Source organism: Bacillus sp. TH50, from assembly GCF_016650565.1.
Classification (GTDB): domain Bacteria; phylum Bacillota; class Bacilli; order Bacillales; family Bacillaceae_G; genus Bacillus_A; species Bacillus_A mycoides.
Genome location: NZ_JAEKFM010000007.1, coordinates 1,075,848 through 1,099,652 on the forward strand (window position 1 = coordinate 1,075,848; position 23,805 = coordinate 1,099,652).

Annotated in this window: 29 protein-coding genes, 1 pseudogene and 1 other annotated feature (1 of these 31 cut by a window edge); of the genes and pseudogenes, 14 read left to right on the forward strand and 16 right to left on the reverse strand. The window is 35.1% G+C overall.

Annotated elements, in window-relative coordinates:
• Positions 1-22 precede the first annotated feature (22 nt).
• The gene (locus JFU23_RS22600; RefSeq protein WP_201032753.1) at positions 23-943 is read right to left on the reverse strand and encodes a S66 peptidase family protein; all 921 of its coding nucleotides are present in this window, start codon (positions 941-943) and stop codon (positions 23-25) included.
• Between the two features lie 73 nt (positions 944-1,016).
• On the opposite strand from JFU23_RS22600, the gene JFU23_RS22605 reads away from it, so the two are divergent.
• Positions 1,017-2,153, forward strand: a complete 1,137-nt coding sequence (locus tag JFU23_RS22605) for an NAD(P)H-dependent flavin oxidoreductase (RefSeq protein ID WP_012260603.1) — start codon at positions 1,017-1,019, stop codon at positions 2,151-2,153.
• Between the two features lie 17 nt (positions 2,154-2,170).
• Here JFU23_RS22605 and dltD read toward each other — a convergent pair whose 3' ends face one another.
• The 5 genes from dltD to JFU23_RS22630 all read right to left on the reverse strand — a co-directional run bounded on the left by dltD (position 2,171) and on the right by JFU23_RS22630 (position 6,487).
• Positions 2,171-3,346, reverse strand: coding sequence for a D-alanyl-lipoteichoic acid biosynthesis protein DltD (gene dltD / locus JFU23_RS22610; RefSeq protein ID WP_002126231.1), 1,176 nt, complete (start codon positions 3,344-3,346; stop codon positions 2,171-2,173).
• Entirely contained in the window at positions 3,343-3,582 is a 240-nt protein-coding gene (gene dltC / locus JFU23_RS22615; RefSeq protein WP_002011622.1) for a D-alanine--poly(phosphoribitol) ligase subunit DltC, read from the reverse strand. Before dltC ends, dltD begins: the two co-directional genes overlap by 4 nt.
• A 68-nt stretch (positions 3,583-3,650) precedes the next feature.
• The gene (gene dltB, locus JFU23_RS22620; protein ID WP_201032754.1) at positions 3,651-4,817 is read right to left on the reverse strand and encodes a D-alanyl-lipoteichoic acid biosynthesis protein DltB; all 1,167 of its coding nucleotides are present in this window, start codon (positions 4,815-4,817) and stop codon (positions 3,651-3,653) included.
• Complete coding sequence (gene dltA / locus JFU23_RS22625) at positions 4,814-6,328, reverse strand: D-alanine--poly(phosphoribitol) ligase subunit DltA (RefSeq protein ID WP_002140951.1); 1,515 nt, start codon at positions 6,326-6,328, stop codon at positions 4,814-4,816. The genes dltB and dltA overlap by 4 nt, the downstream gene beginning before the upstream one ends.
• A gap of 12 nt (positions 6,329-6,340) precedes the next feature.
• On the reverse strand, positions 6,341-6,487 hold the full coding sequence (locus tag JFU23_RS22630) for a teichoic acid D-Ala incorporation-associated protein DltX (protein ID WP_002011626.1): 147 nt from the start codon (positions 6,485-6,487) through the stop codon (positions 6,341-6,343).
• 359 nt (positions 6,488-6,846) lie between these two features.
• Between JFU23_RS22630 and JFU23_RS22635 the strand changes: the two genes are divergently transcribed.
• From JFU23_RS22635 to JFU23_RS22655, 5 genes are all read left to right on the forward strand, one after another.
• A complete protein-coding gene (locus tag JFU23_RS22635) occupies positions 6,847-8,025 on the forward strand; it encodes an amidohydrolase (RefSeq protein WP_063219070.1) in 1,179 nt (392 codons plus the stop codon).
• A 223-nt stretch (positions 8,026-8,248) separates the two neighbouring features.
• Positions 8,249-8,413 (forward strand): hypothetical protein, encoded by a 165-nt coding sequence (locus JFU23_RS22640; RefSeq protein ID WP_002086761.1) that lies wholly within the window; start codon positions 8,249-8,251, stop codon positions 8,411-8,413.
• Complete coding sequence (locus JFU23_RS22645) at positions 8,406-8,852, forward strand: flavodoxin (RefSeq protein ID WP_002086759.1); 447 nt, start codon at positions 8,406-8,408, stop codon at positions 8,850-8,852. Before JFU23_RS22640 ends, JFU23_RS22645 begins: the two co-directional genes overlap by 8 nt.
• 24 nt (positions 8,853-8,876) lie before the next feature.
• Positions 8,877-9,650: a hypothetical protein gene (locus JFU23_RS22650; protein ID WP_012260605.1), complete on the forward strand. Its 774-nt coding sequence runs from the start codon at positions 8,877-8,879 to the stop codon at positions 9,648-9,650.
• A 98-nt stretch (positions 9,651-9,748) separates the two neighbouring features.
• Entirely contained in the window at positions 9,749-9,910 is a 162-nt protein-coding gene (locus tag JFU23_RS22655; protein WP_002126244.1) for a hypothetical protein, read from the forward strand.
• Here JFU23_RS22655 and JFU23_RS22660 read toward each other — a convergent pair.
• Positions 9,907-10,815: an aminoglycoside phosphotransferase family protein gene (locus JFU23_RS22660; RefSeq protein ID WP_201032755.1), complete on the reverse strand. Its 909-nt coding sequence runs from the start codon at positions 10,813-10,815 to the stop codon at positions 9,907-9,909. The genes JFU23_RS22655 and JFU23_RS22660 overlap by 4 nt on opposite strands.
• 99 nt (positions 10,816-10,914) lie before the next feature.
• Here JFU23_RS22660 and JFU23_RS22665 point away from each other — a divergent pair, with 99 nt between their 5' ends.
• Complete coding sequence (locus JFU23_RS22665; protein WP_201032756.1) at positions 10,915-11,424, forward strand: biotin transporter BioY; 510 nt, start codon at positions 10,915-10,917, stop codon at positions 11,422-11,424.
• 26 nt (positions 11,425-11,450) lie between these two features.
• Here the strand turns inward: JFU23_RS22665 and JFU23_RS22670 are convergent, their stop codons facing one another.
• From JFU23_RS22670 to JFU23_RS22680, 3 genes are all read right to left on the reverse strand, one after another.
• Positions 11,451-11,600, reverse strand: coding sequence for a hypothetical protein (locus tag JFU23_RS22670; RefSeq protein WP_000743737.1), 150 nt, complete (start codon positions 11,598-11,600; stop codon positions 11,451-11,453).
• A gap of 18 nt (positions 11,601-11,618) precedes the next feature.
• Positions 11,619-11,792, reverse strand: coding sequence for a hypothetical protein (locus JFU23_RS22675; RefSeq protein WP_000343684.1), 174 nt, complete (start codon positions 11,790-11,792; stop codon positions 11,619-11,621).
• 76 nt (positions 11,793-11,868) lie between these two features.
• Positions 11,869-13,227 (reverse strand): MATE family efflux transporter, encoded by a 1,359-nt coding sequence (locus tag JFU23_RS22680; protein WP_201032757.1) that lies wholly within the window; start codon positions 13,225-13,227, stop codon positions 11,869-11,871.
• 182 nt (positions 13,228-13,409) lie between these two features.
• On the opposite strand from JFU23_RS22680, the gene uppP reads away from it, so the two are divergent.
• Positions 13,410-14,201: a bacitracin resistance undecaprenyl-diphosphatase gene (gene uppP / locus JFU23_RS22685; RefSeq protein ID WP_002011643.1), complete on the forward strand. Its 792-nt coding sequence runs from the start codon at positions 13,410-13,412 to the stop codon at positions 14,199-14,201.
• 31 nt (positions 14,202-14,232) lie between these two features.
• Here uppP and JFU23_RS22690 read toward each other — a convergent pair whose 3' ends face one another.
• Together JFU23_RS22690 and JFU23_RS22695 are read right to left on the reverse strand one after the other, a co-directional pair.
• Positions 14,233-14,820, reverse strand: a complete 588-nt coding sequence (locus JFU23_RS22690) for a thioredoxin family protein (RefSeq protein WP_201033305.1) — start codon at positions 14,818-14,820, stop codon at positions 14,233-14,235.
• Between the two features lie 33 nt (positions 14,821-14,853).
• Positions 14,854-15,284 (reverse strand): annotated as a pseudogene (locus tag JFU23_RS22695) (regulatory YrvL family protein).
• A 162-nt stretch (positions 15,285-15,446) separates the two neighbouring features.
• On the opposite strand from JFU23_RS22695, the gene JFU23_RS22700 reads away from it, so the two are divergent.
• Both JFU23_RS22700 and JFU23_RS22705 read left to right on the forward strand, forming a co-directional pair.
• Entirely contained in the window at positions 15,447-15,866 is a 420-nt protein-coding gene (locus tag JFU23_RS22700; protein WP_002064429.1) for a MarR family winged helix-turn-helix transcriptional regulator, read from the forward strand.
• A 153-nt stretch (positions 15,867-16,019) separates the two neighbouring features.
• Positions 16,020-16,175 (forward strand): hypothetical protein, encoded by a 156-nt coding sequence (locus tag JFU23_RS22705; RefSeq protein ID WP_002011733.1) that lies wholly within the window; start codon positions 16,020-16,022, stop codon positions 16,173-16,175.
• Positions 16,176-16,197: 22 nt separating this feature from the next.
• Here JFU23_RS22705 and JFU23_RS22710 read toward each other — a convergent pair whose 3' ends face one another.
• Positions 16,198-17,433, reverse strand: a complete 1,236-nt coding sequence (locus tag JFU23_RS22710) for a dicarboxylate/amino acid:cation symporter (RefSeq protein ID WP_098636234.1) — start codon at positions 17,431-17,433, stop codon at positions 16,198-16,200.
• A 1,216-nt stretch (positions 17,434-18,649) separates the two neighbouring features.
• Between JFU23_RS22710 and JFU23_RS22715 the strand changes: the two genes are divergently transcribed.
• Entirely contained in the window at positions 18,650-19,993 is a 1,344-nt protein-coding gene (locus JFU23_RS22715; RefSeq protein ID WP_201032758.1) for a TrkH family potassium uptake protein, read from the forward strand.
• A 34-nt stretch (positions 19,994-20,027) separates the two neighbouring features.
• Here the strand turns inward: JFU23_RS22715 and JFU23_RS22720 are convergent, their stop codons facing one another.
• Complete coding sequence (locus JFU23_RS22720; RefSeq protein ID WP_201032759.1) at positions 20,028-20,402, reverse strand: imidazole glycerol phosphate synthase; 375 nt, start codon at positions 20,400-20,402, stop codon at positions 20,028-20,030.
• A gap of 307 nt (positions 20,403-20,709) precedes the next feature.
• Here JFU23_RS22720 and ytfJ point away from each other — a divergent pair, with 307 nt between their 5' ends.
• Positions 20,710-21,117 carry a GerW family sporulation protein gene (ytfJ, locus tag JFU23_RS22725; protein WP_201032760.1) on the forward strand — a complete coding sequence of 136 codons (408 nt, stop codon included), beginning with the start codon at positions 20,710-20,712 and terminating at the stop codon, positions 21,115-21,117.
• Positions 21,118-21,225: 108 nt separating this feature from the next.
• The gene (locus JFU23_RS22730) at positions 21,226-21,315 is read left to right on the forward strand and encodes a hypothetical protein (RefSeq protein ID WP_000608225.1); all 90 of its coding nucleotides are present in this window, start codon (positions 21,226-21,228) and stop codon (positions 21,313-21,315) included.
• 428 nt (positions 21,316-21,743) lie between these two features.
• Here JFU23_RS22730 and JFU23_RS22735 read toward each other — a convergent pair whose 3' ends face one another.
• Positions 21,744-21,983, reverse strand: a complete 240-nt coding sequence (locus tag JFU23_RS22735) for a YkuS family protein (RefSeq protein WP_002011725.1) — start codon at positions 21,981-21,983, stop codon at positions 21,744-21,746.
• Positions 21,984-22,069: 86 nt separating this feature from the next.
• Positions 22,070-22,309 (reverse strand): DUF3911 family protein, encoded by a 240-nt coding sequence (locus JFU23_RS22740; protein WP_002011724.1) that lies wholly within the window; start codon positions 22,307-22,309, stop codon positions 22,070-22,072.
• A 415-nt stretch (positions 22,310-22,724) separates the two neighbouring features.
• Here JFU23_RS22740 and ilvE point away from each other — a divergent pair, with 415 nt between their 5' ends.
• Complete coding sequence (gene ilvE, locus JFU23_RS22745) at positions 22,725-23,621, forward strand: branched-chain-amino-acid transaminase (RefSeq protein WP_201032761.1); 897 nt, start codon at positions 22,725-22,727, stop codon at positions 23,619-23,621.
• Between the two features lie 15 nt (positions 23,622-23,636).
• Positions 23,637-23,805, forward strand: a binding site (T-box leader); it runs 60 nt beyond the window's last position.

Sequence of the window (23,805 nt, forward strand, 5' to 3'; positions counted from 1 at the left end):
AAAGCTTAGCAGCTTTTCCTTTTTAATTTGAACATGGAGTGGCTATACCAGAAGAAATAGAAACAGTTTTGTTAGCTGTATTTATTGTTGCTGTAGCTCCGAGGGGAATACCGATATTTGGACTTATATGTCCAATCGGTAAACCGAATAACACAGGTATATTATATGGCGTGAAATATTCATATAATATTGTTTGCAATGATTGAGATGGCTTAGAAGGGTTGCAGTCGTGACAACTTGTAAAAATAACGCCGCTGCATTCATTAAACTGTCCAGATAAAAGTAGTTGATTTAACATCCGGTCAATGCGGTACGGTTCTTCACCAATATCTTCAAGCAATAAAAGTTTATTTGACGTATTTATCTCATAGGGCGAGCCAATTATACTTGTTAACACAGTTAAATTCCCTCCCGTCAATGTGCCTGTAACTGTACATGGAGAGGTAGGTACGATACATTCTGATGCATATAAGATAGATGAATACGGATGGAATAGTTGATTGAAAGAAGATAAGGAGAGAGAATCTATACCTTTTCCTAATTCTTCAATCATTGGACCATGAAAAGTAACCAGCTCCGCATAACGTGAAAAGGCAGTATGTAAAGCCGTAATATCGCTATATCCCCAAAAAATCTTTGGATTCCGTTGAATGATTTCATATTGAATGTAAGGGAGGAGACGAGCGCTGCCGTAACCACCTCGTGCACAAAAGACTGCTTTGACCTCAGTATTTGTAAATGCTTCATGTATATCATCAAGACGAACTTGATCACTTCCAGCTAAATATCCATATTTTTCATAAACACTCTTTCCAATTATTACGGATAATCCCATCTCTTGTAATACTTTCACACCTTTTAATATATTCTCAAGTGTTGGTGGGCCAGACGGTGCAATAACCATTACTGTATCACCTTTTTGCAAAGCATTTGGATAAATCATTGTTCTCAGCCTCCTTCTCTTTCAATATATTCGCTTGAGCGAAAGTTCAATCCTTGTAAAAGAAGGGGAAAGCATGTCATATAAAGAAGGTATAGGGAAAGTAGGAGGGAAAATGATGTTTACAAGTCGAGTAATAGATATATTACAAATTAAGTATCCGATCATTCAAGCAGGTATGGCAGGAGCGATTACAACGTCAAAACTTGTTGCAGCTGTGAGTAATAGCGGAGGATTAGGTACGCTTGGAGCAGGGTATATGAGCCCAGAACAAATCCGTGAAGCGATTTATAAAATAAGGGAACTAACAAATAAGCCTTTCGGTGTTAATTTACTTTTAACGAAAGAGATACAGATAGAAGAAGAGAAGGTAAACGAGGCGAAAGTATTACTTAGTGGAGTGAATAGAGAATTAGGTATAGAGGAAGAAAAGACTTTAAAACTTCCAAAAAGCTATAAAGAACAATTACAAGTATTATTAGAGGAAAAGGTACCAGTCGTTAGTTTTGCATTTCAAACGTTAGAAAAAGAAGAAATAGATGATTTGAAAAAGGAAGGGATAAAAGTTATCGGAACAGCTACCCATGTAGCGGAAGCGAAAGCACTTGCTAAGTTAGGGGTAGATATTATTGTCGGGCAAGGTAGCGAGGCAGGAGGGCATAGAGGAACGTTTATTGGGAAAGAACAAGATGCGATGATTGGTACATTTGCATTAATCCCGCAATTAGTAGCGGAAGTACCTCATATCCCGATTGTTGCAGCAGGTGGTGTAATGAATGGGCAAGGGCTTGTTGCGGCATTTGCGTTAGGGGCAGAGGCTGTTCAAATGGGATCAGCCTTTTTAACGAGTGAAGAAAGTATTACGCATGACGTGTATAAAGAGGCGATTTTACATAGTACAGATACGAGTACAACGGTAACCCGTGCGTTTTCCGGGAAATATGCACGGGGTATTCGTAATGAATTTATAGAGAAACATGAAGGAAGAGAAGAGAATTTACCGATGTATCCAGTGCAAAACGTATTAACTTCAAAAATACGTCAAGAAGCAGCGAAGCAAAATAAGGAAGAGTATATGTCGCTTTGGGCGGGACAAGCATCATCATTAGCACGAACGGAATCAGCTCAGCACGTAGTGAAACGTGTCATGAAAGAAGCAGAGAACGTAATTGAACAATTACAAGATGTATATAAAAAAAGACCACTTGAATAATTCAAGCGGTCTTTTCGTTAGTTTGCTTTATAAAATTGTTGGATAGCTTCGTCGATGTAAACCCAGCCTTTCCAACCTAAGTGCATATGATCTTTTAAGAAGTACTTATCATATTCATGATTTGAGAAATCAGCAATTGGATAGCCAGCTTGCTTAATTTGCTCATGAACTTTATTGTAGTATAATTCGCGTTTTTCTTTCGGGAAGCCAGCGTAATCATACCAAGGACCTTTTACAGGAACAGAAATGAAGAGCGGTTTTGCGCCAGATTGTTTTAATAAATCAAGTACAATTTGTAAATCTTCATATTCTGGTGATTGGTCATAAGCATCATTTTTTAAGTAACCTTCACGTTGTTTTAATTTCTTCTTAATTTTGCTATTGAAGTAATCATCTTCGATACCATATTCGTTGGAGCTTGATTCTACTGCACCTGTTTGATCAGCATGCTTACGAGCTTCTTCCCAGTTCATTTGTTTCAATGATGGATCAAGCTGTTCTTTATGCGGCTTAATATTAAACATAACTGTAAATAAATCTTTACGATCTAGAATGTTACGATAAATATAAGCGAAAGGTTTAGCAGCAAGTGCTTTTACTTTATACTTTGTATCATCGTAGGCGATACCTTCAAGCGAAATTTTTAATAAAGTTTCTTTTTTAACAATCTCAAAGTTTAATAAGCGTTTTGCAATTTGTTTTTTCATTTCAGGTTTTAAATCATCGTTGAAAATGAAGTGGTAACCTTGTTGTTTTGAAAAGTTAGGTGCAAAGTGTGTCTCATCAATACCTTGTGGTACAAACCATTGCGGAGAAAGAACGAATATCATTTTCTTATCTTTCAATTGATCCATTGTAGATGTGAAGTTTAATACGTGTACAAGGTCTTGTGTTCCACCGCGCCCAAGTAGGAATGGTGTGAATCCTTCAGGCTTTACTTTGAAATAATTCGATGGATGGAAAGCATCCATACGTGCGAATTCCGATGAACCGTACATCGGAAGATATTTCGGGTCTGCTAACATCTTTTGCTGTAAAATCATACTTTGAATCTTTTCTTCTTTTAAAGAAGTCGCAGCTTGTTCTACTTTCTCATCACTTAAAAGTGGGAGTAGGAAGCGCGTAGGAATAAGTAAGAATACAGCAAAAAGGGCCAATGCTAAAAGCATCGGACCAAATTTCACTTTGTTCATCGGATTTCTTCTAACTTTTTAATAACCATATTTGGTGTAGCCCACTCATCGCGGTCAAAATCAGAAATAGAAACTTCAATCTCTAAACGCTCTTGGAATTCTACTAATAAAGATACTACAGCGAAAGAATCAAGAATACCTTCTTCAAATAATTGAACATCTAAGTTTTCTTTCACAATATCGTTTTCACATACTTCTTCTAAAATATCTAATACTTGCTCTTTGAATTCTGCCATTTTTAAAATCTCCTTTATATCCGAAATATATTATATGTGCAACTTCTTAATAGTATAAGAAGGGTGCATTAAAAGTATCTGTTAAGGTGTCCAGAGAAGATCAGGAAACCGAAACATACAACGTGGAACGTAATTACAATCGCAAGGACGTGTGTAAATTTATTGTTTGGCCAAAACTTATGCTTCTTGTTTTTTCGTTCGAAAATATCGAATAAGATAAACAAGGCAGCGTGATAAAGACCATAAATAATGTATTGATACACATGCTCACCAGTAATATGCCATATTCCCATGATGAAAAAGTTTAAAAATGCACCGATATACGAAATTGTGTAACGGTTTTTAATTAACTTTTTCTTCGTTGCGAAAAAGACGAAACGCATGTAAATAAAGTCACGGAACCAGAATGATAAACTCATATGCCAGCGGTTCCAGAAGTCTTTAATGTTACGACTAATGAATGGTTTATTAAAGTTTTCTGGAGTTTTAATTCCCATCATATAACTTACACCAATTACAAATGAGCTATAACCAGCAAAGTCAAAGAATAAATATAAGCTATAGCTATACATGTAAATCATATTTGATAGGATTGTATCTTGCTGAGCGAATGCCGGATCCATAAAATATTGCTTTATTAAGTAAGCAATAATAAATTTATACAAGAAACCTTGGAAAATACGGTTTAGCCCTGTATATAGTAAATTTTGATATTCTTCTACACTAGGTGGCTTTTGAATATCTTTTTGGAATCTGCGGTAACGATCGATAGGTCCCGTTGAGATAGCTGGGAAGAATAAAACGAATTCCCAGAAATTAAAGAAGGAAAGTTCTTTAATTAAGTTATCACGAACTTCAAATACCATTTGTACTGCTCTAAATGTTACATAGGACATTCCTAAAAATACAACAAACTTTAGCTCAGGTACAAACGGTGCAATTTTTGCTAAAACAAGCGGTAAAATCGACAAAATAACAGCCATATAAAACCTAAATGTACTATTATTTTGTTTTCTTAAAATTAAATAGCCTTTAATAAGGGCATATTGCCAAATAATAAATGCGGCTAACATGATTGCTTGCTTCGGTTTATCAGAGAAGATAATAACGAGCATTACTAATGTTAAAACGGCATTATATTTACGCAACATTTTACCTTTTAATCCAGCTATGATAGTAGGTATTAATAAAATGCCTACTATAGCGAAAAAATAAAATGATCCATATGCGGTCATGCTGTAACCTCACTCAATAATTTTTTGCGATCTACCTTTCCATTTGGTGTCATTGGAATAGAAGAGTGATACATGAATTTACGTGGAATCATGTAATTTGGTAATCGCTCATTGAGTTCTTTTTTGATTGCAGATGTTAATTTGAATTCTTTTTCAAACGAATGCTCTCCAGGAACAACAACCGCTAATAAGTAATCATATTTTTCACCTTTTTTAATTGGAACAACAACTGCACCTTCTACGTAAGAACACGCGCGAAGATGATGTTCGATTTCTTCTAATTCCATTCGATAACCATGAAGCTTAATTTGGAAATCAAGACGACCATTATAGAATAGAAGACCATTTTCTACATAGCCAGCATCACCTGTTTTATAGGCACGCTCACCATCAATCATGGTAAATACTTTTTCTGTTAATTCAGGGCTTCCTAAATAGCCAACGCTTACGCTTGGACCGACAATTACGATTTCACCTTTTTCACCGTCAGGTGCAATTGTACCATCTTCTTTCATAATAAGAAGGCGACAGTCTGATTTACAGTAGCCAACTGGAAGTGATTTGTATTGATCAAGCACTTCTTCTGTAACGTGAATGCCTGTTACAGCAACAGTAGCTTCTGTTGGACCGTACGTATTCATAATTGCTGCTTTCGGGAAACGCTCAATTAATTTTCTAGCTACTTCATTTGGTAACACTTCACCGCAGAATAAGAATGTTTTCATGTTTGGTAGCATACTTTCAGAGAAAGAGGCTTCCATTAAACACATTTCTGCGAAAGACGGTGTCGAAGTCCATACTTGTATATCCGATTGCTCTAAAGAAGCAAACAAGTCTTTTGGACGTGCAATCATATCTTTATCGATTGCCCAAAGTGTACCACCTGTTACTAACGATGGGTAAATATCCATTACAGATAAATCGAATGAGAAAGGTGCTTGGTTTAAGAATACTTGCCCTGTTTGTAAGTTGAAATCTTCTACAGCCCATTTTGTAAAGCTAACAAGACAGTTATAAGTAATCTGAACCCCTTTCGGATTACCTGTACTTCCTGATGTGTAAATAATGTAGAAGTTCTCATCACCTTTTACCGCATGTTCAGGATTTGGAATGTTCCCTTTATGAGTAAAGAAAATATCTTTTAAGTTGTCTTCACTTACAATGCGAACTGGTAAATCAGTTACAGTTACTTCAGTTCCTGATAAAAGTAATTTCGCACCAGAATTTTCAGCGATACGTTGTACGCGATCAGCTGGGATAGATAAATCTACAGGAATGTAAGCATGTCCAGCTTTTACACAACCTAAAAAGTTAATAATCATTTCAGGTTGCATATGGCCATAAACCATAATTGGTGAACGATCATCTGGATACTCAGAAGAAATCCAATGTGCTAACGCATCAGAATCTTCCTTTAATTGTTTGTACGTAATTTTCGCATCTCGCCAAACAAAAGCGGTTTGATCAGGCGTTTCTACAGCCCACTTTTCAATTTGTTCTAATAACTTCATAACGTTCCCACCCTAAAATTCGTTGTAAATAAATGTACTTGTGTTTGTATCATGGAATCCATACAACCAAAGCAATGCAAATAAAATTGCAAGGTAATAAACCGTCTTTGCAACCCATTGTGTGAGTGGTTGAGACCATATCTCTTTTAATCTTTCCATGTCTTTCCCTCGCTTAATGAAATAATAGCTCTTTGTAGGTATCATGTCCTACATTATTGTGAAAAAAACAAAATCCCACATTTTAGGTAAAAATAAGTCAAAAGGCTCTTTTCTGATATTAGCACTAAATACTAAAAAAGAAAATCCCTAACTTAGCAATTATATTACATTCAGCATGAATTTGTAATGGGTTTGACATGTAAATAGGAAGTGGATTGTGTGAATGTATAAAAGTGGATTGTGAGAAGGCGGGAAAATATAATATTTGTTTTGTTATTCCTGAATTGGAGTGGGTTAATAATCACTGGGTACTTAGTACATTTTCAAGGTATAGAGCCTTTTAAAAGGAGGTAATTATTATGAAAAGAGAGTGGAGGAGTTTTATTTCAGAGGAAAATATCATTAAATGGAGACGGCATTTCCATAAGTATCCGGAATTATCGTTTCATGAAAAAGAAACTTCGCAATTTATATATGAAACATTATGCTCATTTTCTTCTTTTGAAATAACGAGACCAACGCAGTACAGTGTGCTAGCAATTAAAAGAGGAAGGCAACAAGGGAAAGTAGTTGCGATTCGAGCTGATATAGATGCTTTACCAATCCAAGAGGAGACAAGGAAACCTTATACGTCTGTGCATAAAGGAATAATGCATGCATGCGGGCATGATGCTCACGCAGCTATTTTATTAAGTGCAGCAGAGACGATAGCAAATATGAAGGAAGATTTTGCAGGCGAAATCCGTCTGTTCTTTCAGCACGCAGAGGAAGTGTATCCCGGTGGTGGACAAGAAATGGTGGAGGCCGGTGTTATGGACGGCGTCGATTATGTAGTAGGTTTGCACGTTATGTCTGGATTAGAAAGTGGAAAGATAGGAATTGTATATGGCCCTATGATGGCAGCACCAGACGTATTTACAATTGAAATTTTAGGAAAGGGTGGTCACGCGGCACGACCAGAAGAAACGATAGATCCTATTGCTATCGGAGCACAAATTATTACAAATTTACAACATATCGTATCAAGAAATACAAGTGCTTTTATGCATAGAGTAGTGTCAGTTACACAATTTCATGGGGGGATGGCCGATAATATCATTCCTAGTGCAGCAGCTTTAATGGGAACTGTTCGATCTTTTAATCAAACATTAAGAGAGGAAGCAAAAGAGAAAATTGAGCAAATTGTAAAAGGAATTACAGAAGCACATGGGGGAGATTATACATATACGTATCGTTACGGATATGATCCAGTTGTTAATAATGAGTACATTACGAAAATAGTAGAAAAAAGTGCGATAAAATTGTTCGGAAATCAGCGTATTGTGCATCTTGAACCTTCTATGGGAGGAGAAGATTTTTCAGCGTATTTAAGAAAAGCACCTGGTTGTTTCATTAAATTAGGAACAGGGAATAAAAATATTGATACTTGTTATCCACATCATCATCCGAAATTTGATGTGGATGAATCGGCTTTAATTAATGGAGTGGAACTATTTTTAGAGACAACTATAAGACTACTAGAAACTGATAAAGCATAAAAAAAGGCAACTGCACTCTATTGCAGTTGCTTTTATTTCTTCCGTCAGAGAGGGCTGAGAAAGAACTATGCTCATTTATAGTATATGAATAGCTAACGGACAAGCTTGTACATTTTAACTATTTTTAAAAAAATAGTTATTGACTTTGATAATCAATTTCAATTAATCTAATGGTATAATTGAAATTGATAATTATTATCAATGAAACAGATGAGGAACCTTAATGAGAAAAACATTTCACCTTTTACGAAGGGAATTAAAAAATAAAGATGTTGATAAGCATATTGAATGGCAACGAAATGTAATTCGTTCTGAATATGTAGGTGAGAAGAGTACACTTCAAACAGAAAAAGAGATACAAGGTAAAAGGAGAGGTTCAGTTGAGTAAGTTAGTAATGATTTTTGCAAGTATGAGTGGAAATACAGAGGAAATGGCTGACCATATTGCGGGTGCGATTCGTGAAACAGAAAATGAGATTGAAGTAATTGATATTATGGATACACCAGAAGCTTCTATATTAGAGCAATATGACGGGATTATTTTAGGTGCTTATACTTGGGGAGATGGTGATCTTCCTGATGATTTTTTAGATTTTTATGATGCAATGGATTCTATTAACTTAACTGGTAAAAAAGCAGCTGCATTCGGTTCTTGTGATTCGGCTTATCCGAAATACGGGGTAGCGGTTGATATTTTAATAGAAAAGCTGCAGGAGCGCGGGGCAGCAGTTGTGTTAGAAGGATTGAAAGTAGAATTAACGCCAGAAGATGAAGATGTAGAAAAATGTTTACAGTTTGGAGCTGAATTCGTAAAACACCTTTCTTAATGGCAGAAGGGAGATGAAGAGCAATTGCATGAGAAAATCTCAATCAAAACGATGACAGATTACCATTTGTATGATTTTATGCGTTGTCCGCATAAATTTTATTTCCGTCATATAAAAAGAAGAGAACCTTCTTCATTTGAATGGCAACAAATAGCACAAATGATTGTGAATCAAATTATTAATGAATATTACACGCTACCTGCGGGCCAACAAACGAAAATTGTACTTTTAATATTAATAGAAAAGTATTGGAAAAAAGTAAGGATTAATATGTTTGCTTCAAAGGCGGAGTACTATATTGTTTTAGCAAAGCTAACTGATCACTTATTACAGTTTGTTGAAAGGGATGATAGTCAGGCACCGCCGTTATTTTTATATGAGAAGTTTCAAACATATATGGAAGAGTTAGGTGTCCACATGTCATTGACATTTGAAGTTGGTGAGTGGAGTGCTGAATCGTTTGTAATTAAAAAGTATGTTATCGATGCGGATGAGGAAATGCTTGCTCTTTGTCAGAAGCTAATGACAGTATTCAGTTATAAAGCTTTCGGTATTCTTCCAGGGAAAATTGAAGTTATTAATTTAATAGAAGGAACTAAGTATGAGTACATTCCAAAGCAGGAAGATATTATAACTGGAATGGATGATTTATTTAGAATGAAAGAAATGTTGCAGCAACCTGAGCACTATACAGAGCGTCATTTTCGTTCTGAGTGTATGAGTTGTGCGTTTCGTAGTGAATGCCAAAGGGAAGAAGTAAAGAAAGAAGCGAAGCAGAAGAAAAATATAGTACATTAAAGGATGCAAATTTGCATCCTTTTTTGTTATTGACATGAAAAGCTTTTCATCATTTACGGTATATAAGTAGCAGATTTTAATAAGAGGAGGAATAATCAATGAAAGATGAAACGGCAGTATTTCAATGGTTAAAAGAACAGAATGCTCCTTTTGGAATTCAACTGCAAATTTTACAGGCGTTTCAATTGTATAAAGTTATTGTTGAAATGGATAAAAAGTTAATGATGTATGAGGAGAGAGAGTATAGGGAGAGAATTTAATCTCGTCCCTGTAGTATTGCTTTAAGCTGTTCTTCATTCTTCTTTAATGTTATTTCGTTGTTTGTTTCAATGTTATAAATAAGGTTATGTAGTAAAGGGCTGTATTGATAAAAGGTAGTGATGCGGTGAATGAGTAATGGATCGTGGTGAGAAATACGTGCACTGTATTGTTCATATACAGAAGTAGTAAACTCATGACCGAAATCATAATATAGTCCAGCAAAATCAAAAGCAGGATCGCCAATTTGAGCATCACCAAAATCAATAACTCCCGAAATGTTTTTGTGCAGGTTGTTAAATAAAATGTGATGATGTGTAAAGTCAGCATGGATGATTGTATTTTGAAAGGTAGATTTAGCTATACAGGTAAAGAAATTCTCGAATAAACGATTTAAGGCTGATTTCTGTAATGAAGTAAGATTGTTAGTAAAATATTGATTTAATTTTGTTTGTAGTTCTTTCCAGTAGGTAAGTGTTTTTTCGATAGGGAACCCTAGCGTTTCAGTACGTTTTAAAGGAATACTATGTAAAGCCGCAAGGAAAGTGGCTAATTGTGTAATGATTGCTTTCAATTCTTTTTTCTCTAGCTTGGTAACTATTTCGGTTGTTAACGGTTCACCGTGAATGAGAGGATAATAGCTACAAAATGGAACGGTATTACAATTATTCTTATACAATAGTTTATACTTAGGGACTGCAATTTCTTGTAATGAATGAGAAAGAATTGTGCACAGTTCTTTTTCTAACGGAATTCGGTTTGCATATTCAAGTTTTCGTGGGAAACGAAATAGTAGTTCGTCATTTATAATAACCGTTACATTATCCCACCCTTCTTCATTTTGCATATATGAATGTATAGAAAGATCTGGTAGAGCTTCTTTTATATATTGTTTGTAAGAGTCCATAATTGTTCCTCGTTTCTAAGTTAAAGGTAGGTTATTCCACTTTATGATATCAGAATTTTCTTTCTATATGTTAAAATATAACTATCATTATGGAGGAGGGTGGGGTGCATTACGAAGAAAAGAATATTAATCATTTCTCTATGTATCGCTTTTGGATTGTTTTGGCCATATAAAGAGGAGGTTTTTGCTACCTTTAAACCGATAGATCGCTACGAGTTAAATAAGGAATTAAAGAACAAAAGTATAGAAACTTTAACTGATAAAGAAATAAAAATGATAGGAGAACACTTTGTGACAGCGCAACTATCAGTGTTTGAGTTTAATAATAAAGAAGATGTGAAACGAAAAGGTGAAGAAATATTTGTAAATAGAGGGTATGAACAGTTAATAGAAAATTATTACCCAAACCGTTTTCGGGATTTAGAGTATAAATTTACAAACGAAGAGATACGTGAAGAGACAGATGAGAGTTTTCGCTATCATGCTGTAGCGTACGTTGCTGGTATTGAAAATGGTAAGAGAAGTGAAATGAAATTAAATTATGACATGAAAATTGTAAAGGTTAATAATATATTTATGGTGTTAGATCAAAAACAGTACGTACAATGAAAAATCCCTCTAGAAGCAGAGGGACTTTAAAGATTTTCATTTTGTTGACCAAGTTCTTTTTGAGCAATGTATAAATTTCCTTGCTCAACTTGTTTCAGTGTATGAACAGAATCTCCTGCATATCCTTTTTCCGTTTTCACAGTTCTTTTTGAACGATTTGAATCTTGTTTCTTCATATAATAGACCACCCTTCTTTAAAAATAGACGAAAATGATGAGCACGAGTAATACAGCTGCGAAAATGGTAATGCCCATTAAAAAAGAAGTATTTTTATATTTAGGTGGCTTATGTACATCTTGCCGATATCCAGGTGAAATTTCAGGGGCGAATTCTTCATCGAATGATTGTTTCTTTTGTTTTTCGTCCATATGTATCCACCTTTCTTTTTCATTATGTTACACGTTACAAGAAAAAATATGCATGAAGAAAACAGCCGCTATATCATTAGCGGCTGCTTTGTGTTGTATATTTTCTTTGTACTTGAAAGAGACGGATAAGCAGGAAGATTGCTCCAAATGCTAGACCGATAATAAGACCGATCCAATAACCTTTTGCTGCCCAGTCAGTATAAGTTGCTAACATGTAGCCAAGAGGTAGACCTATTACCCAATAAGCTATTAATGTCATAATTAAGGCAACATTTACGTCTTTATAACCACGAAGTGCTCCTTGTACTGGAGTTGCAATCGCATCTGAAATTTGAAATAAAATCGCGAATATAAGAAATTCTTTAGCTAAATGATGGACATTTGCATTTGTCGTATAAATAGAAGCAATTTCATCATCAAAGAAATAAAGAAGGATTGAATATAAAAGAGCGAACGCAAGGGCTAACCCAATTCCGATAAACCCATATTGTTTCGCATTATTGTATCGTTTTGCTCCAACTTCAAATCCAACGGCTATCGTCATTGCCATTGCTAAACTTAAAGGAGTCATATATAACAAGGAAGCAAAGTTCATAGCTGCTTGATGTGCTGCTATTGTTGTCGTACTAAAATTACTCATCATAAGTGTTACCGCAGCGAAAATACTCGTCTCAAAAAAGATAGCAAATCCGATAGGGACGCCAAGTTTCAGGAATTCCTTCCAGATTGTAAAGGAAGGGCGGTATAACTGTTTAAAGATATTGAAAGAAGCGAAAGGCTCTTTCGTACGAATAATAATAACCGTAATAATTAAAATACACCAATAAGTTGCTGCAGAAGCGATTGCCGCACCAACACCACCGAGTTTTGGAAAGCCAAAGTGACCAAAAATTAATAAGTAATTTAATACTACATTAATTGGTAATGATAGTAATGTAATAATCATCGTTGTTCGAGTTTTTCCTAATGCATCAATAAATCCACGTAAGACGGTGTAAGTAAATAAAGGGATAATTCCAATCGCGATAATAATTAAAAATTGTGCTGCAATACGTTCCACCGGTTCTTCTAATTGCATGCCATTTAAAATAGGTGAAACAGCGAAGAATCCGATAAGGATAACAACGAAACTAGCACAAATTGCTAAATATACTGCTTGTATGACAATGTGGGGAACGTCCTCCTTTTTCTTTGATCCAACGAGCTGTGCAACAATAGGAGTAGTAGCCATTAAAATTCCTGTTAAGCCGGTACTAACGGGAAGCCATATACTTGTTCCGATAGCAACACCCGCTAAATCAATAGGACTCGCATGTCCTGACATTGTCGTATCAAAAAAGCTCATCGCAAATAATGACATTTGCGTTACAAAAATCGGGAAAAAGAGTAATAAAAATTGCTTTAACTTTTGTGAGAATGAATTAATTTCTTTCATAAAATCCCCTTTCAACGTAAAAAACAAACTCTTATTATCATACAATTTAATCAAAAAATAGAAAAGAAATAAGCGTATACAACAAATGAAATCAATAAAAAAAGGATGCACTTTGAAAAGGGATAAGGTATTATGATAAGGTGTGAAAAAATTACATATGCGTTATTAAGGAGGCACTAATTGTGGCTGATTGGTTAATTGGATTAATCATGGGTGCTGTTGAAGGTTTAACAGAGTTTCTACCAGTATCATCAACAGGACATATGATTTTAACAGGACACTTAATTGGATTTGAAGACGATAGAGCGAAAGTTTTCGAAGTTGTTATTCAGTTGGGATCGATTTTAGCAGTTGTTGTTATATTTTGGAAGCGTTTATGGTCATTGGTTGGAATAGGGAAAGTAACAGATGGGCCATCGTTAAATTTATTACATATTATTATCGGGATGATCCCTGCCGGAATTCTTGGTGTATTATTCCATAGTACAATTAAAGAAGTTTTATTCGGTCCAGGACCGGTTGTTATTAGCTTAGTAGTTGGTGGTATTTTAATGATTGTTGCTGAGAAGTTTTCAAAACCAAGTACAGCAAGAACGTTAGATGAAATTACATATAAGCAAGCATTTACAATTGGAATGTTCCAATGTTTAGCACTTTGGCCAGGATTTTCTCGTTCTGGATCAACAATAAGTGGTGGTTTATTAGCTCGCGTTTCGCATACAGCGGCAGCTGAATATACGTTCATTTTAGCGGTACCAATGATGGTAGCTGCAAGTGGCTTAGATTTAATTAAAAGCTGGGATATATTAAGCTCGGCTGATATAACGTTATTTGCAACTGGATTTATTACAGCATTCGTTGTTGCGTTGCTTGCAATCGTTTCATTCTTAAAATTATTAGCTCGTGTAAAACTAACACCGTTCGCTTACTATCGTTTCATTTTAGCTGCGGTATTCTATTTCTTCATTATGTAATAAAAAAACCTGCCGAAATCGGCAGGTTTTTTTATTTTACTACTTTCTCAATCATGCTTTCCATTACATGTTCCCAAAGAGAAGTATCATCAGCTAATGTAGCACGGAAATTAGCATACATTTCTTTTTGTTTCTCTTCGAATGTTGGATCTTCTTTTTCAGGTAATGTAGCGCGCATTGAAGTTACTAATTCTTGTATTTTTGGAGCTCGTGGTCCAAAGACGGCTTGTTCATTTCCGTCTTTATCAATGAAAATAAAGATTGGAATCGCACGTGCTGTTTCGTTTGTTAAGTATTGATCCATTAACTCTAAGTTTTCATCGCGAATTAATAAACGCATATCAATATTTGCAACTTCAGAAATTCGTTTCATAACAGGTACACATAAAAGAGCGTCGCCGCACCAGTCAGCTGTTAATACGATAACGCGCCAGCCATCATTTTGACGTTCTTCTAAAACTGGAAGTAATTCATTTGGAATTAAAAAGTTATTGTAAATGTGTAGTAGCTCGTATTGGTTTACTTTCATTTCATTCACATATGTATCAAAGGACATGCCTTTATCAGCCCATTGTAGTAAGTTCATAAGTAACACCTCTTTAGTATGATTTATTTTTATTGTACCAATTTTTATATAGAAAAGCTTGTATTCTTACTCTTTCTTATCACTAAATAATTTATTTAGTGTGTAAAGGAATAGTGCGACACATAATTCAGCTATGTTGGGCATTTGTACACTCTCTATCCAGTCATCGGCGGTATGTATGACAAACCAATCTAACGTAATTTCAATTATAGAGAGCAGAGCAATTGAGAGCCAATTGGGCATACTTGTCATCATTGGATGTAGGAGCACTTTAAAGAAAATGAATATAAAATATGTAATACCGTCTAATAAAAGAATGAGTAAAAAAAGAGTAGTAGAGCTGTTCTTGATGAATATTCTATACCTGTAATATGAAAGATTCCCACATATACAAAAAATATAAATGCAAAGAATATAATGAGAATAAGAATAACAACACTAATAATAATAGTCTTATCTTTTAGACTGAGATTAGAAAGTTTGTCTTCTTCACTCATTACCCCAACTCCTTTTTTTGGAAAATCAATTTCATTGTACCATGAAATATCTATTAAAAAACTACGAATTATGGGGAAATAAGGTGACAAAAAGTAAGATTTCGTGTAAAATTATTAATAAGGTTTTTATTTAACTAAATTAAATAAAAGGGGCTGTCGAAGTTGTCTCAAAATCGAGAACAATTAATGGAAGAACTATCGACAAATGTTTTTGCAATGTTTCGCACGTTGCGTAATGATATTGGAAAAATATTTGGTGGTTACATACCGTGGAATGAGTTCATTGTCCTTAGAATATTGAACCGTACGAATAAAGAAATGGTCTCACGTGTAGCTAATGAGTTAAATGTGTCGAATAGTCATATTACAGCTGTTACAGAAAAATTAATTAATAAAGGCTTTGTAACTCGTTCACGTTCTACATCAGATCGCCGAGTTGTATATTTAGAGATTACAGAACAAGGGAAAGAGTTAGTTGCGAAAATGGAAGGTGAGAAAAAGAAATATTTACAAGAAAGATTTTCCGCACTTTCAGAAGATGAAATGGATATAATGATATCTATTTCTAAAAAACTTATTTAAATAATTACAAATAAGAAAACGCTTACTTAATGAAAAAGAAGACCTTCCTCATATATGGAAGGTCTTCTTCTGTGTGTAATAGATGATAAAAAATAAAATGTGTATGAAAAAAGATAGAGCGCCATACTACTAATAAAGGAAGGAGGGAGAAATATGACGAATCGTAATGGTAGTCAAGGAAGTGGAAATCAAGGTTCACCAAAATCAGGGCAATTCCAGCAGGAGTTTAGTACTGAATTTGAAACGGGAAATGATAATAAAGGAAAAGAATATCGTTCGAAAAAAGGAAGTAAATCAAAAAAGGAGTGAAATGATTCACTCCTTTTTTGATTTAAGATGCTGCAGATTGATCCGTATTATATTTTTCTTCTGATTTTGCAACAATCATTGCACAAATTGCATCACCGGAAATATTTACAGCAGTTCTAGACATATCTAGAATGCGGTCAATACCGATAATTAAAGCAATGCCTTCTACTGGTAGATTTACTTGATTTAAAACCATCGTAAGCATTACTAGTCCAACACCTGGTACACCTGCAGTACCGATACTAGCTAGTACAGCAGTTAATACGACCATAGCTAATTGTGGTAATGTAAGTTCAACGCCGTATACTTGAGCGATAAATACAGTTGCTACCCCTTGCATAATAGCAGTACCATCCATATTAATCGTTGCACCTAGTGGTTGTACAAAAGAGCTTATCGCTTTTGGAACTCCAAGTTTTTCTTGGGCGGTTTTCATGGCAAATGGAAGGGACGCATTAGAGCTAGATGTACTAAACCCAATTGCCATTACCGGACCGAAATGTTTAAAGAAACGAATAATACTTTCTTTGGCTAGTACCTTTAATAAGCCGCCGTATACGAAGACACCGTGAATAATGAGTACCAACATAACGACAATCATATACTTGAACATCGCAGCGACGCCTGCAAGACCCATTTTACCAACGGACGAAGCGAGCAACCCGAATGTTCCGATTGGAGCTAATTTCATGACGAGATTAACAAGATACATCATTAATTCGTTGCCCTGTTCAAGTAATGAATGGATACCTTGAACTCGTTTTCCTAAAACAGCTAAACCGAGTCCGATCAATGCGGCAAAGGCAATAATTTGTAGCATGTTCCCATCAGCCATCGCTTTTGCTGGATTATCTGGCACAATATTCAGCAATGTATCAACGAAAGATGTTTCAGTTTTTGCACCTTCATACTTAAGCCCGTCTGTTTTAAAGTTACCGCCAGCTCCTGGTTTTATGATAAGTGCAAATGTAACTGCAATAGAGATAGCGACAGCTGTTGTTACGAGAAAGAATGAAATTGATTTTAAACCAATTCTTCCAAGTTGTTTCGGATCTCCAAGACCAGCAGCCCCAAGTACGATAGAAATGAACACAACAGGAACAACTAGCATTTTAATAAGTCGAATAAACAGTTGACCAAGTGGATTGAACGCATATTGATTCAATGGCTCAAAAATAGATGGAGCAGCTAAATTTAAAGTGAGTCCGACAACTAGACCGAGAAATAATGCAATTAAGATTGCCTTTGTTTGTTTCAATACCCCCCCCTTTTTGTTTTTGTAAAATTGCTTTCTAAATTAATTATACCGAAAAAATACCTATTTTGACAATATTTTCTTGATATTTAGTATAAAGCTGTCTGTTTCAATGTATATAGTCCAGTTTTGCTGAAATATGTGGAAAGAATACATTTATGTATTTGGAAAAAAAATAGACCATCACATGATGGCCTAGGGAAGGGGACAATTTATATCAATTTAATTAGGGATGGAAGCTATTCAAAGACACTGGGGAATGTCTTATAAATTAGGGAGGAACAGCTTCGATACATATACTATAAAAGATAGATGTGAACATAGAGTGAAATAGAGAGGGAGTTTTAAGTAAGAAGAAAGAGAGAATAAAAAAATAAGACCATCACATATAGGATGGCCTAGGGAAGGGGACAATTTATGTCAATTTAATTAGGGATGGAAAGCTGTTCAAGACACTGGGGAATGTCTTATAAATTAGGGAGGAACAGCTTCGATACGTATACTATAAAAGGTAGATGTGATCCTCGTGTGAACATGGAGTGAAAGAGAGAGGGAGTTTCAAATAAAAGATAGAAAGAATAAAAAATAAGACCATCACATATAGGATGGTCAAGGGAAGGGGACAATTTATGTCAATTTAATTAGGGATGGAAGCTATTCAAAGACACTGGGGAATGTCTTATAAATTAGGGAGGAACAGCTTCGATACATATATTATAAAAGGTGGATGTGATCCTCGTGTGAACATGGAGTGAAAGAGAGAGGGAGTTTCAAATAAAAGATAGAAAGAATAAAAAAATAAGACCATCACATATAGGATGGTCAAGGGAAGGGGACAATTTATGTCAATTTAATTAGGGATGGAAGCTATTCAAAGACACTGGGGAATGTCTTATAAATTAGGGAGGAACAGCTTCGATACATATACTATAAAAGGTAGATGTGACCCTCGTGTGAACTTGGAGTGAAAGATATGGGAATTTGAAAAGGGATAAAATAGTTGTTGTAAGAGTTATAGTATAAGTGGAGATATAATAGAAAATATTCTTTTGTAAAACGATAGGAGTCTGAATATAAATAAAAGTTGAAATCTATGAAAAAAAGGATTATGCTCAACTATATTATAAGAATATAAGGTTTATCCCGCTACTTGTAGGCTCTTAAAGATTCTTTATTTATGAGGGGATAAAAGCTTCACTTGATAAAGGGAGTTAGTGATATGGAAGTAGCAAAAAAACAAGGGTTGTATAATCGTTTTATACGATTGAATCCACCACAAATTTTAGCATTAGGCTTTTTTTGTTTAATTGTGGTCGGAGGATTGTTATTAAAGTTACCGTTTGCAACGAAAGTACATATTAGTTGGGTAGATGCTTTCTTTACAGCTACGTCGGCAGCGACTGTAACCGGTTTAGGTGTTGTAGATACTGCGAGTACGTTTACGATGTTTGGTGAAATTGTTATTATGTTTTTAATTCAAACGGGTGGTCTCGGTCTTATGACGATAGCCATTTTAATTGTTTGGGTATTAGGGAAAAAAATTGGTTTACGCCACCGATTATTAATTGGAGAAGCATTTAATCAAACAAATATTGGTGGTCTTGTGAAATTAGTAAAACGTGTTTTTATTTTTTCTATTTGTATTGAGCTAATTGGAGTTATCTTTTTATCGATTCGTTTTATTCCAGAGTTTGGTTTTGGAAAAGGTTTATACTATAGTATTTTTCACGTTATTGCGTCATATAATAATGCCGGCTTTGCGCTTTGGCCAGATAATTTAACAAGATATGTAGGAGATCCTATTATTAATATTGGGATTTGTTCTTTAATTGTAATAGGAGGGTTAGGGTTTACGGTATTAATTGATATATGGTATAGCCGTAGTTTTCGAAAATTATCACTGCACTCCAAAATCATGATTGTTGGAACGATAGCACTTAATGTTATTGCGATGATTGTGATTTTTGTATTGGAATATAATAATGTGAAGACTTTGGGGCACTTACCTTTAAATGAAAAATTATGGGCTTCGTTCTTCCAAGGAATTACACCTCGTACAGCTGGTTTTAACACGGTAGATTATGGGGGGATGGAAGAGTCATCGATACTATTTACAATGGTATTAATGTTTATTGGTGCGGGAAGTGTATCGACAGGCGGTGGAATTAAGTTAACGACATTCGTTATTTTAATTACATCAGTTCTTTCTTTCTTTAGAAAGAAAGAGGATTTTGTTTTGTTTCAGCGTACGATTAAAATGTCGACAGTAACGAGAGCGTTAGCAATTGTCGTTGCTAGTCAAATACTTATTTTTACAGCGGTATTTGTATTAATGCTTACAGAAGACTTCAGTTTTATTCAGTTATTATTTGAGACAATTTCAGCGTTTGGTACAGTAGGGTTAACAATGGGGATTACTGCGAAGCTATCGGCGTTTGGAAAATGTATTATTATGTTTGTTATGTTTTGTGGATTAATCGGACCGTTAACACTTGTGTTCTCTTTGGCACGACCAGCAAAACAAAAAATTAAATATCCATCAGAAGATGTATTTACAGGATAAGGTATCCCGCATAAAGCGAGATACCTTTTTCTTTTTAAAAAAGAGAGAACAATAAACCAATAAGCGCCACTCGGAATAAAATCGCAATGAGTGCAGCGATACCACCCACAATGGCAGCGGTACCGCCAGTTACAGTAGCCCCGCGATTATAAGCGTAAATACCAAGTAGAACAGACACAAGACCAAATAGTGTTGGGAATGTGAATAATGATAATATTGCTAAGGCAAGAGCAATAAAACCAGCAGTCGATCCAGCTGCAGACGATCTTACATCATCGTTATCTTTATCATCATAATCGATACGATGTGGTGCAACTTCAGCTGCGTATTCTTCTTTATAATCACTATCTATTCGATCTCTTTTTTTATATTCATCAAATTTCTCAGTCAAAGTAAGGACTCCTTTCATAACAAGGCTCAATAGTAGTATGTATCTCTTTACTGTTTTTATCCCGCTATTTGCGAGCAGTAAGACTCCCACCTCAAAATTTGGCTGGAGCCCTGCGGCTCGTGAACGCCCGATTGGTGTGGGCTAATAATCAGTGGGGGATGAACAAAACCTCCACTGATTAAAGTTTCACTTTATCCGAGCATGTACAGGGAGTAATATCCAATTGGAAAGTGGAAAATGTTTTTTCGAAATAGGAAAACTTAGTATGACTTCCTCTATTTTGGAAAGTATAAAAAAGAATAATGAGGAAAGGGTGTAGTACATAATGGAACATCCAATTGAAAATTTAATGAAAACAGCAATGACAAATTTAAAAGAGATGGTAGATGTAAATACGATTGTTGGAAGTCCGGTTTCAACAGCTGATGGAAATGTAGTATTAACAGTATCTCAAGTGGCTTTTGGTTTTGGAGCTGGTGGAAGTGACTTTAAAGGTAATTTTATTTCCGAAAAACATAACAGCGGACAAGGGCAGCATAAAGAGAACAAGCAAAGTCATCCATTCGGAGGCGGAAGCGGGGCTGGGGTTTCTATTAGCCCAGTTGCTTTTTTAGTAGTTGGTTCTAACGGTGTGCAAGTGTTGCATCTCAATAGTAGTACACATTTAATTGAAAAAGCGTTAAATACTGTGCCAAGCACTGTGGATAAATTTGTGAATGGTCGCCAAAAGTGAACTTGCATTTTTTAGGAATTATGATATATTAGAAAAAGTGCGCTTTATGACGAGCGGAATAATTGAACTGTAAATATATATGATGTGTGGAATAAGGGAGAGGAATTTATGATTAATATCAAAAACTTAGTAGTTGGCTTATGTATGTTAGTAAGCGGTTTTGTTGTATATGTAATAAAAGAAAAAGCTCCATTCTAAAACAGACAAACCGTTAATGTCTGTTTTTAATTTGTAAAAAATGTTGACAAGTTATTGTATTGGTGTTAAAATTTTAATTCGTGTCTCGGTTAAAGCTAGTGTAAAGTAAATAAATCTTATGAATATAATACGAAAAGTTTGCGAAAGATCGGGTAGTCTTACCAACAACTTTTGTGAACAAACCCTATAAATTGTATATGTAAGCTTTATATGTATACTAGTGAATCAAGGAGCGGTCAGTGGAACCGTAATGATGAGAGAGAGGTAGGGCTTTCATCCAGTATATGTTACTTTCCCGTTAGGTGAATATAAAAAAGAGGGCTCCTTTTGAAAAGGAGCCCTCTTTCTATAAATAAATTGAAACTATAATCAGTGGGACCATTCCATTCCCTTTACATGTTAGCTCACAAATAATGTGATAAAAATGATTAAGTGCGGTTTTCAACTTGCTGACAAATTTCATCTGTTGTTAAACCATGTGCTTTAATTACAGATCCTTTTATCGATGTATCTGCAATGCCCATCATATTAGAATCTTGCCCGGTTACAACGCAACAATCACACCCATGTGCATCATTTTCAGAGTTAAGTGAAACGACTTCATGTCCTTGTTGCTGAAGAGCTTGTTGAACATCTGTTAAAGAGTTCTCAACACCAATTCTAGCCATAATTTTCACCTCCTACCATCTAGTTGCTAGTATGCTCAAGTCCATAGCATATATTTATGAAAAGATGGTAGGAAGAGAATATTTGTTTAGTCGTTATATACACCAGTAAGCATTTGACTAACGAATTGATCATTTAATGTATCTTGTGCTGAACTGTTATTAGACTGAATATCGATTGAAGCTGTGTAGTTGTTATGTTTCCTACTATTTGGTTCTACTTCAACGTAATTATCGAATTTACAAAATCCTTTCGTATCCATTAGATCAAATAGTTGTAGCATTTCTACTACCTCTTGTCTCGTTCCTTTAATTTGTACACACGCCATTGTTATTTCCTCCTTCAATTTGACAAATTGTTTTTTAAAAATAGGATTATGATTACTAAATGAAAAATATGAATGTTATTTTTAGACAGCGTTATTTTTGTTATTTTCCCCCTTTTTCACCAAAAGTCGTTGTATATTCCCGGATTTATAAAATCGGACGTCCGTTTATTGAATACAATAGATTCGTATCAATTGGCGAAAACCCTTCTTTTAAACAAATATTTTTTTAGTAGAATTTGACGAAAAAATTTTTTGACTTTTTTGTAAACGTTAACAATGTTATTAAATCAATATAAACAAAGATGTACGTACGATTAAAAATTAAAAATTTTCTAAAAATTCACTTGATTTATTTGAAAAGGAGAGTAGACTAGGAAACAATAAAAAACTCATAGAACATAGGGGGCGCTTTCAAGTGAACGAGCAGTGGATTTTCTTAAATGGAGAATTTGTTCCAAAAGACGAAGCAAAGGTTTCAGTATATGATCATGGCTATTTATATGGCGATGGAGTGTTCGAAGGAATTAGGGTATATAGCGGTAATGTTTTCCGTTTGAGAGAGCATCTTGTCCGGTTATATGAATCAGCGAAATCCATCATGTTAGAAATTCCATATACGTTAGAAGAAGCAACGAAAATCGTTGTTGAAACGATTCGACAAAACAAGCTATCTAATGGATATATCCGCCTCGTTGTATCAAGAGGACCTGGGGACTTGGGATTAGATCCCGATTCTTGTACGAAACCAAATGTAGTAGTAATTGCAGAGCAATTATCTTTATTTCCACAAGAATATTATGAAAAAGGGATTCCGATTATAACAGTTGCAACGCGTCGCAATCGCCCGGATGTTTTATCGCCTCAAGTAAAATCTTTAAATTACTTAAATAATATTTTAGTTCGCATTGAGGCGAAATTAGCTGGAGTACAAGAAGCACTTATGTTAAATGACCAAGGATATGTAGCTGAAGGCTCTGGAGATAATGTATTTATTGTGAAGGGAAATAAATTAATTACACCACCAAGTTCTGCTGGAGCGTTAGAAGGTATTACACGAAACGCGATTTTAGAAATCGGCGAAAAACTTGGATATGACGTAAGAGAAGAATTATTTACAAGGCATGATGTATATGTAGCTGATGAAGTGTTTTTAACAGGAACAGCTGCTGAAGTAATTGCTGTTACGACAGTAGATGGAAGAACGATTGGTTTAGGTAGAACAGGGCCACATACGAATCGTTTATTAGAAGAATTCCGTAAATTAGTTGTAGAAGATGGAGAGAAAATTTACGAAGAAAATAAAGTTGGATAATAGCTCTTATGACATGATAAAGCGTTGATAGGGAGGAGTAGTTGACTGTGAAGCCTCACAGAGAGTCGGTGGTTGCTGGAAACCGATGGTTCACGTCGACGAACATCACCCTTGAGTGCTAAGCTGAAACGTTTGTTTAGGCTTAGACGGTAGCTCCGTTATTAGCTAGACTCATATCCCGAGT

Coding starts and splice junctions, on each gene's coding strand:
- JFU23_RS22600 (WP_201032753.1), bottom strand. CDS start 943: ATGATTTATCCAAATGCTTTGCAAAAAGGTGATACAGTAATGGTTATT.
- JFU23_RS22605 (WP_012260603.1), top strand. CDS start 1,017: ATGTCATATAAAGAAGGTATAGGGAAAGTAGGAGGGAAAATGATGTTT.
- dltD (WP_002126231.1), bottom strand. CDS start 3,346: ATGAACAAAGTGAAATTTGGTCCGATGCTTTTAGCATTGGCCCTTTTT.
- dltC (WP_002011622.1), bottom strand. CDS start 3,582: ATGGCAGAATTCAAAGAGCAAGTATTAGATATTTTAGAAGAAGTATGT.
- dltB (WP_201032754.1), bottom strand. CDS start 4,817: ATGACCGCATATGGATCATTTTATTTTTTCGCTATAGTAGGCATTTTA.
- dltA (WP_002140951.1), bottom strand. CDS start 6,328: ATGAAGTTATTAGAACAAATTGAAAAGTGGGCTGTAGAAACGCCTGAT.
- JFU23_RS22630 (WP_002011626.1), bottom strand. CDS start 6,487: ATGGAAAGATTAAAAGAGATATGGTCTCAACCACTCACACAATGGGTT.
- JFU23_RS22635 (WP_063219070.1), top strand. CDS start 6,847: ATGAAAAGAGAGTGGAGGAGTTTTATTTCAGAGGAAAATATCATTAAA.
- JFU23_RS22640 (WP_002086761.1), top strand. CDS start 8,249: ATGAGAAAAACATTTCACCTTTTACGAAGGGAATTAAAAAATAAAGAT.
- JFU23_RS22655 (WP_002126244.1), top strand. CDS start 9,749: ATGAAAGATGAAACGGCAGTATTTCAATGGTTAAAAGAACAGAATGCT.
- JFU23_RS22660 (WP_201032755.1), bottom strand. CDS start 10,815: ATGGACTCTTACAAACAATATATAAAAGAAGCTCTACCAGATCTTTCT.
- JFU23_RS22670 (WP_000743737.1), bottom strand. CDS start 11,600: ATGAAGAAACAAGATTCAAATCGTTCAAAAAGAACTGTGAAAACGGAA.
- JFU23_RS22675 (WP_000343684.1), bottom strand. CDS start 11,792: ATGGACGAAAAACAAAAGAAACAATCATTCGATGAAGAATTCGCCCCT.
- JFU23_RS22680 (WP_201032757.1), bottom strand. CDS start 13,227: ATGAAAGAAATTAATTCATTCTCACAAAAGTTAAAGCAATTTTTATTA.
- JFU23_RS22705 (WP_002011733.1), top strand. CDS start 16,020: ATGACGAATCGTAATGGTAGTCAAGGAAGTGGAAATCAAGGTTCACCA.
- JFU23_RS22715 (WP_201032758.1), top strand. CDS start 18,650: ATGGAAGTAGCAAAAAAACAAGGGTTGTATAATCGTTTTATACGATTG.
- JFU23_RS22720 (WP_201032759.1), bottom strand. CDS start 20,402: ATGAAAGGAGTCCTTACTTTGACTGAGAAATTTGATGAATATAAAAAA.
- ytfJ (WP_201032760.1), top strand. CDS start 20,710: ATGGAACATCCAATTGAAAATTTAATGAAAACAGCAATGACAAATTTA.
- JFU23_RS22730 (WP_000608225.1), top strand. CDS start 21,226: ATGATTAATATCAAAAACTTAGTAGTTGGCTTATGTATGTTAGTAAGC.
- JFU23_RS22735 (WP_002011725.1), bottom strand. CDS start 21,983: ATGGCTAGAATTGGTGTTGAGAACTCTTTAACAGATGTTCAACAAGCT.
- JFU23_RS22740 (WP_002011724.1), bottom strand. CDS start 22,309: ATGGCGTGTGTACAAATTAAAGGAACGAGACAAGAGGTAGTAGAAATG.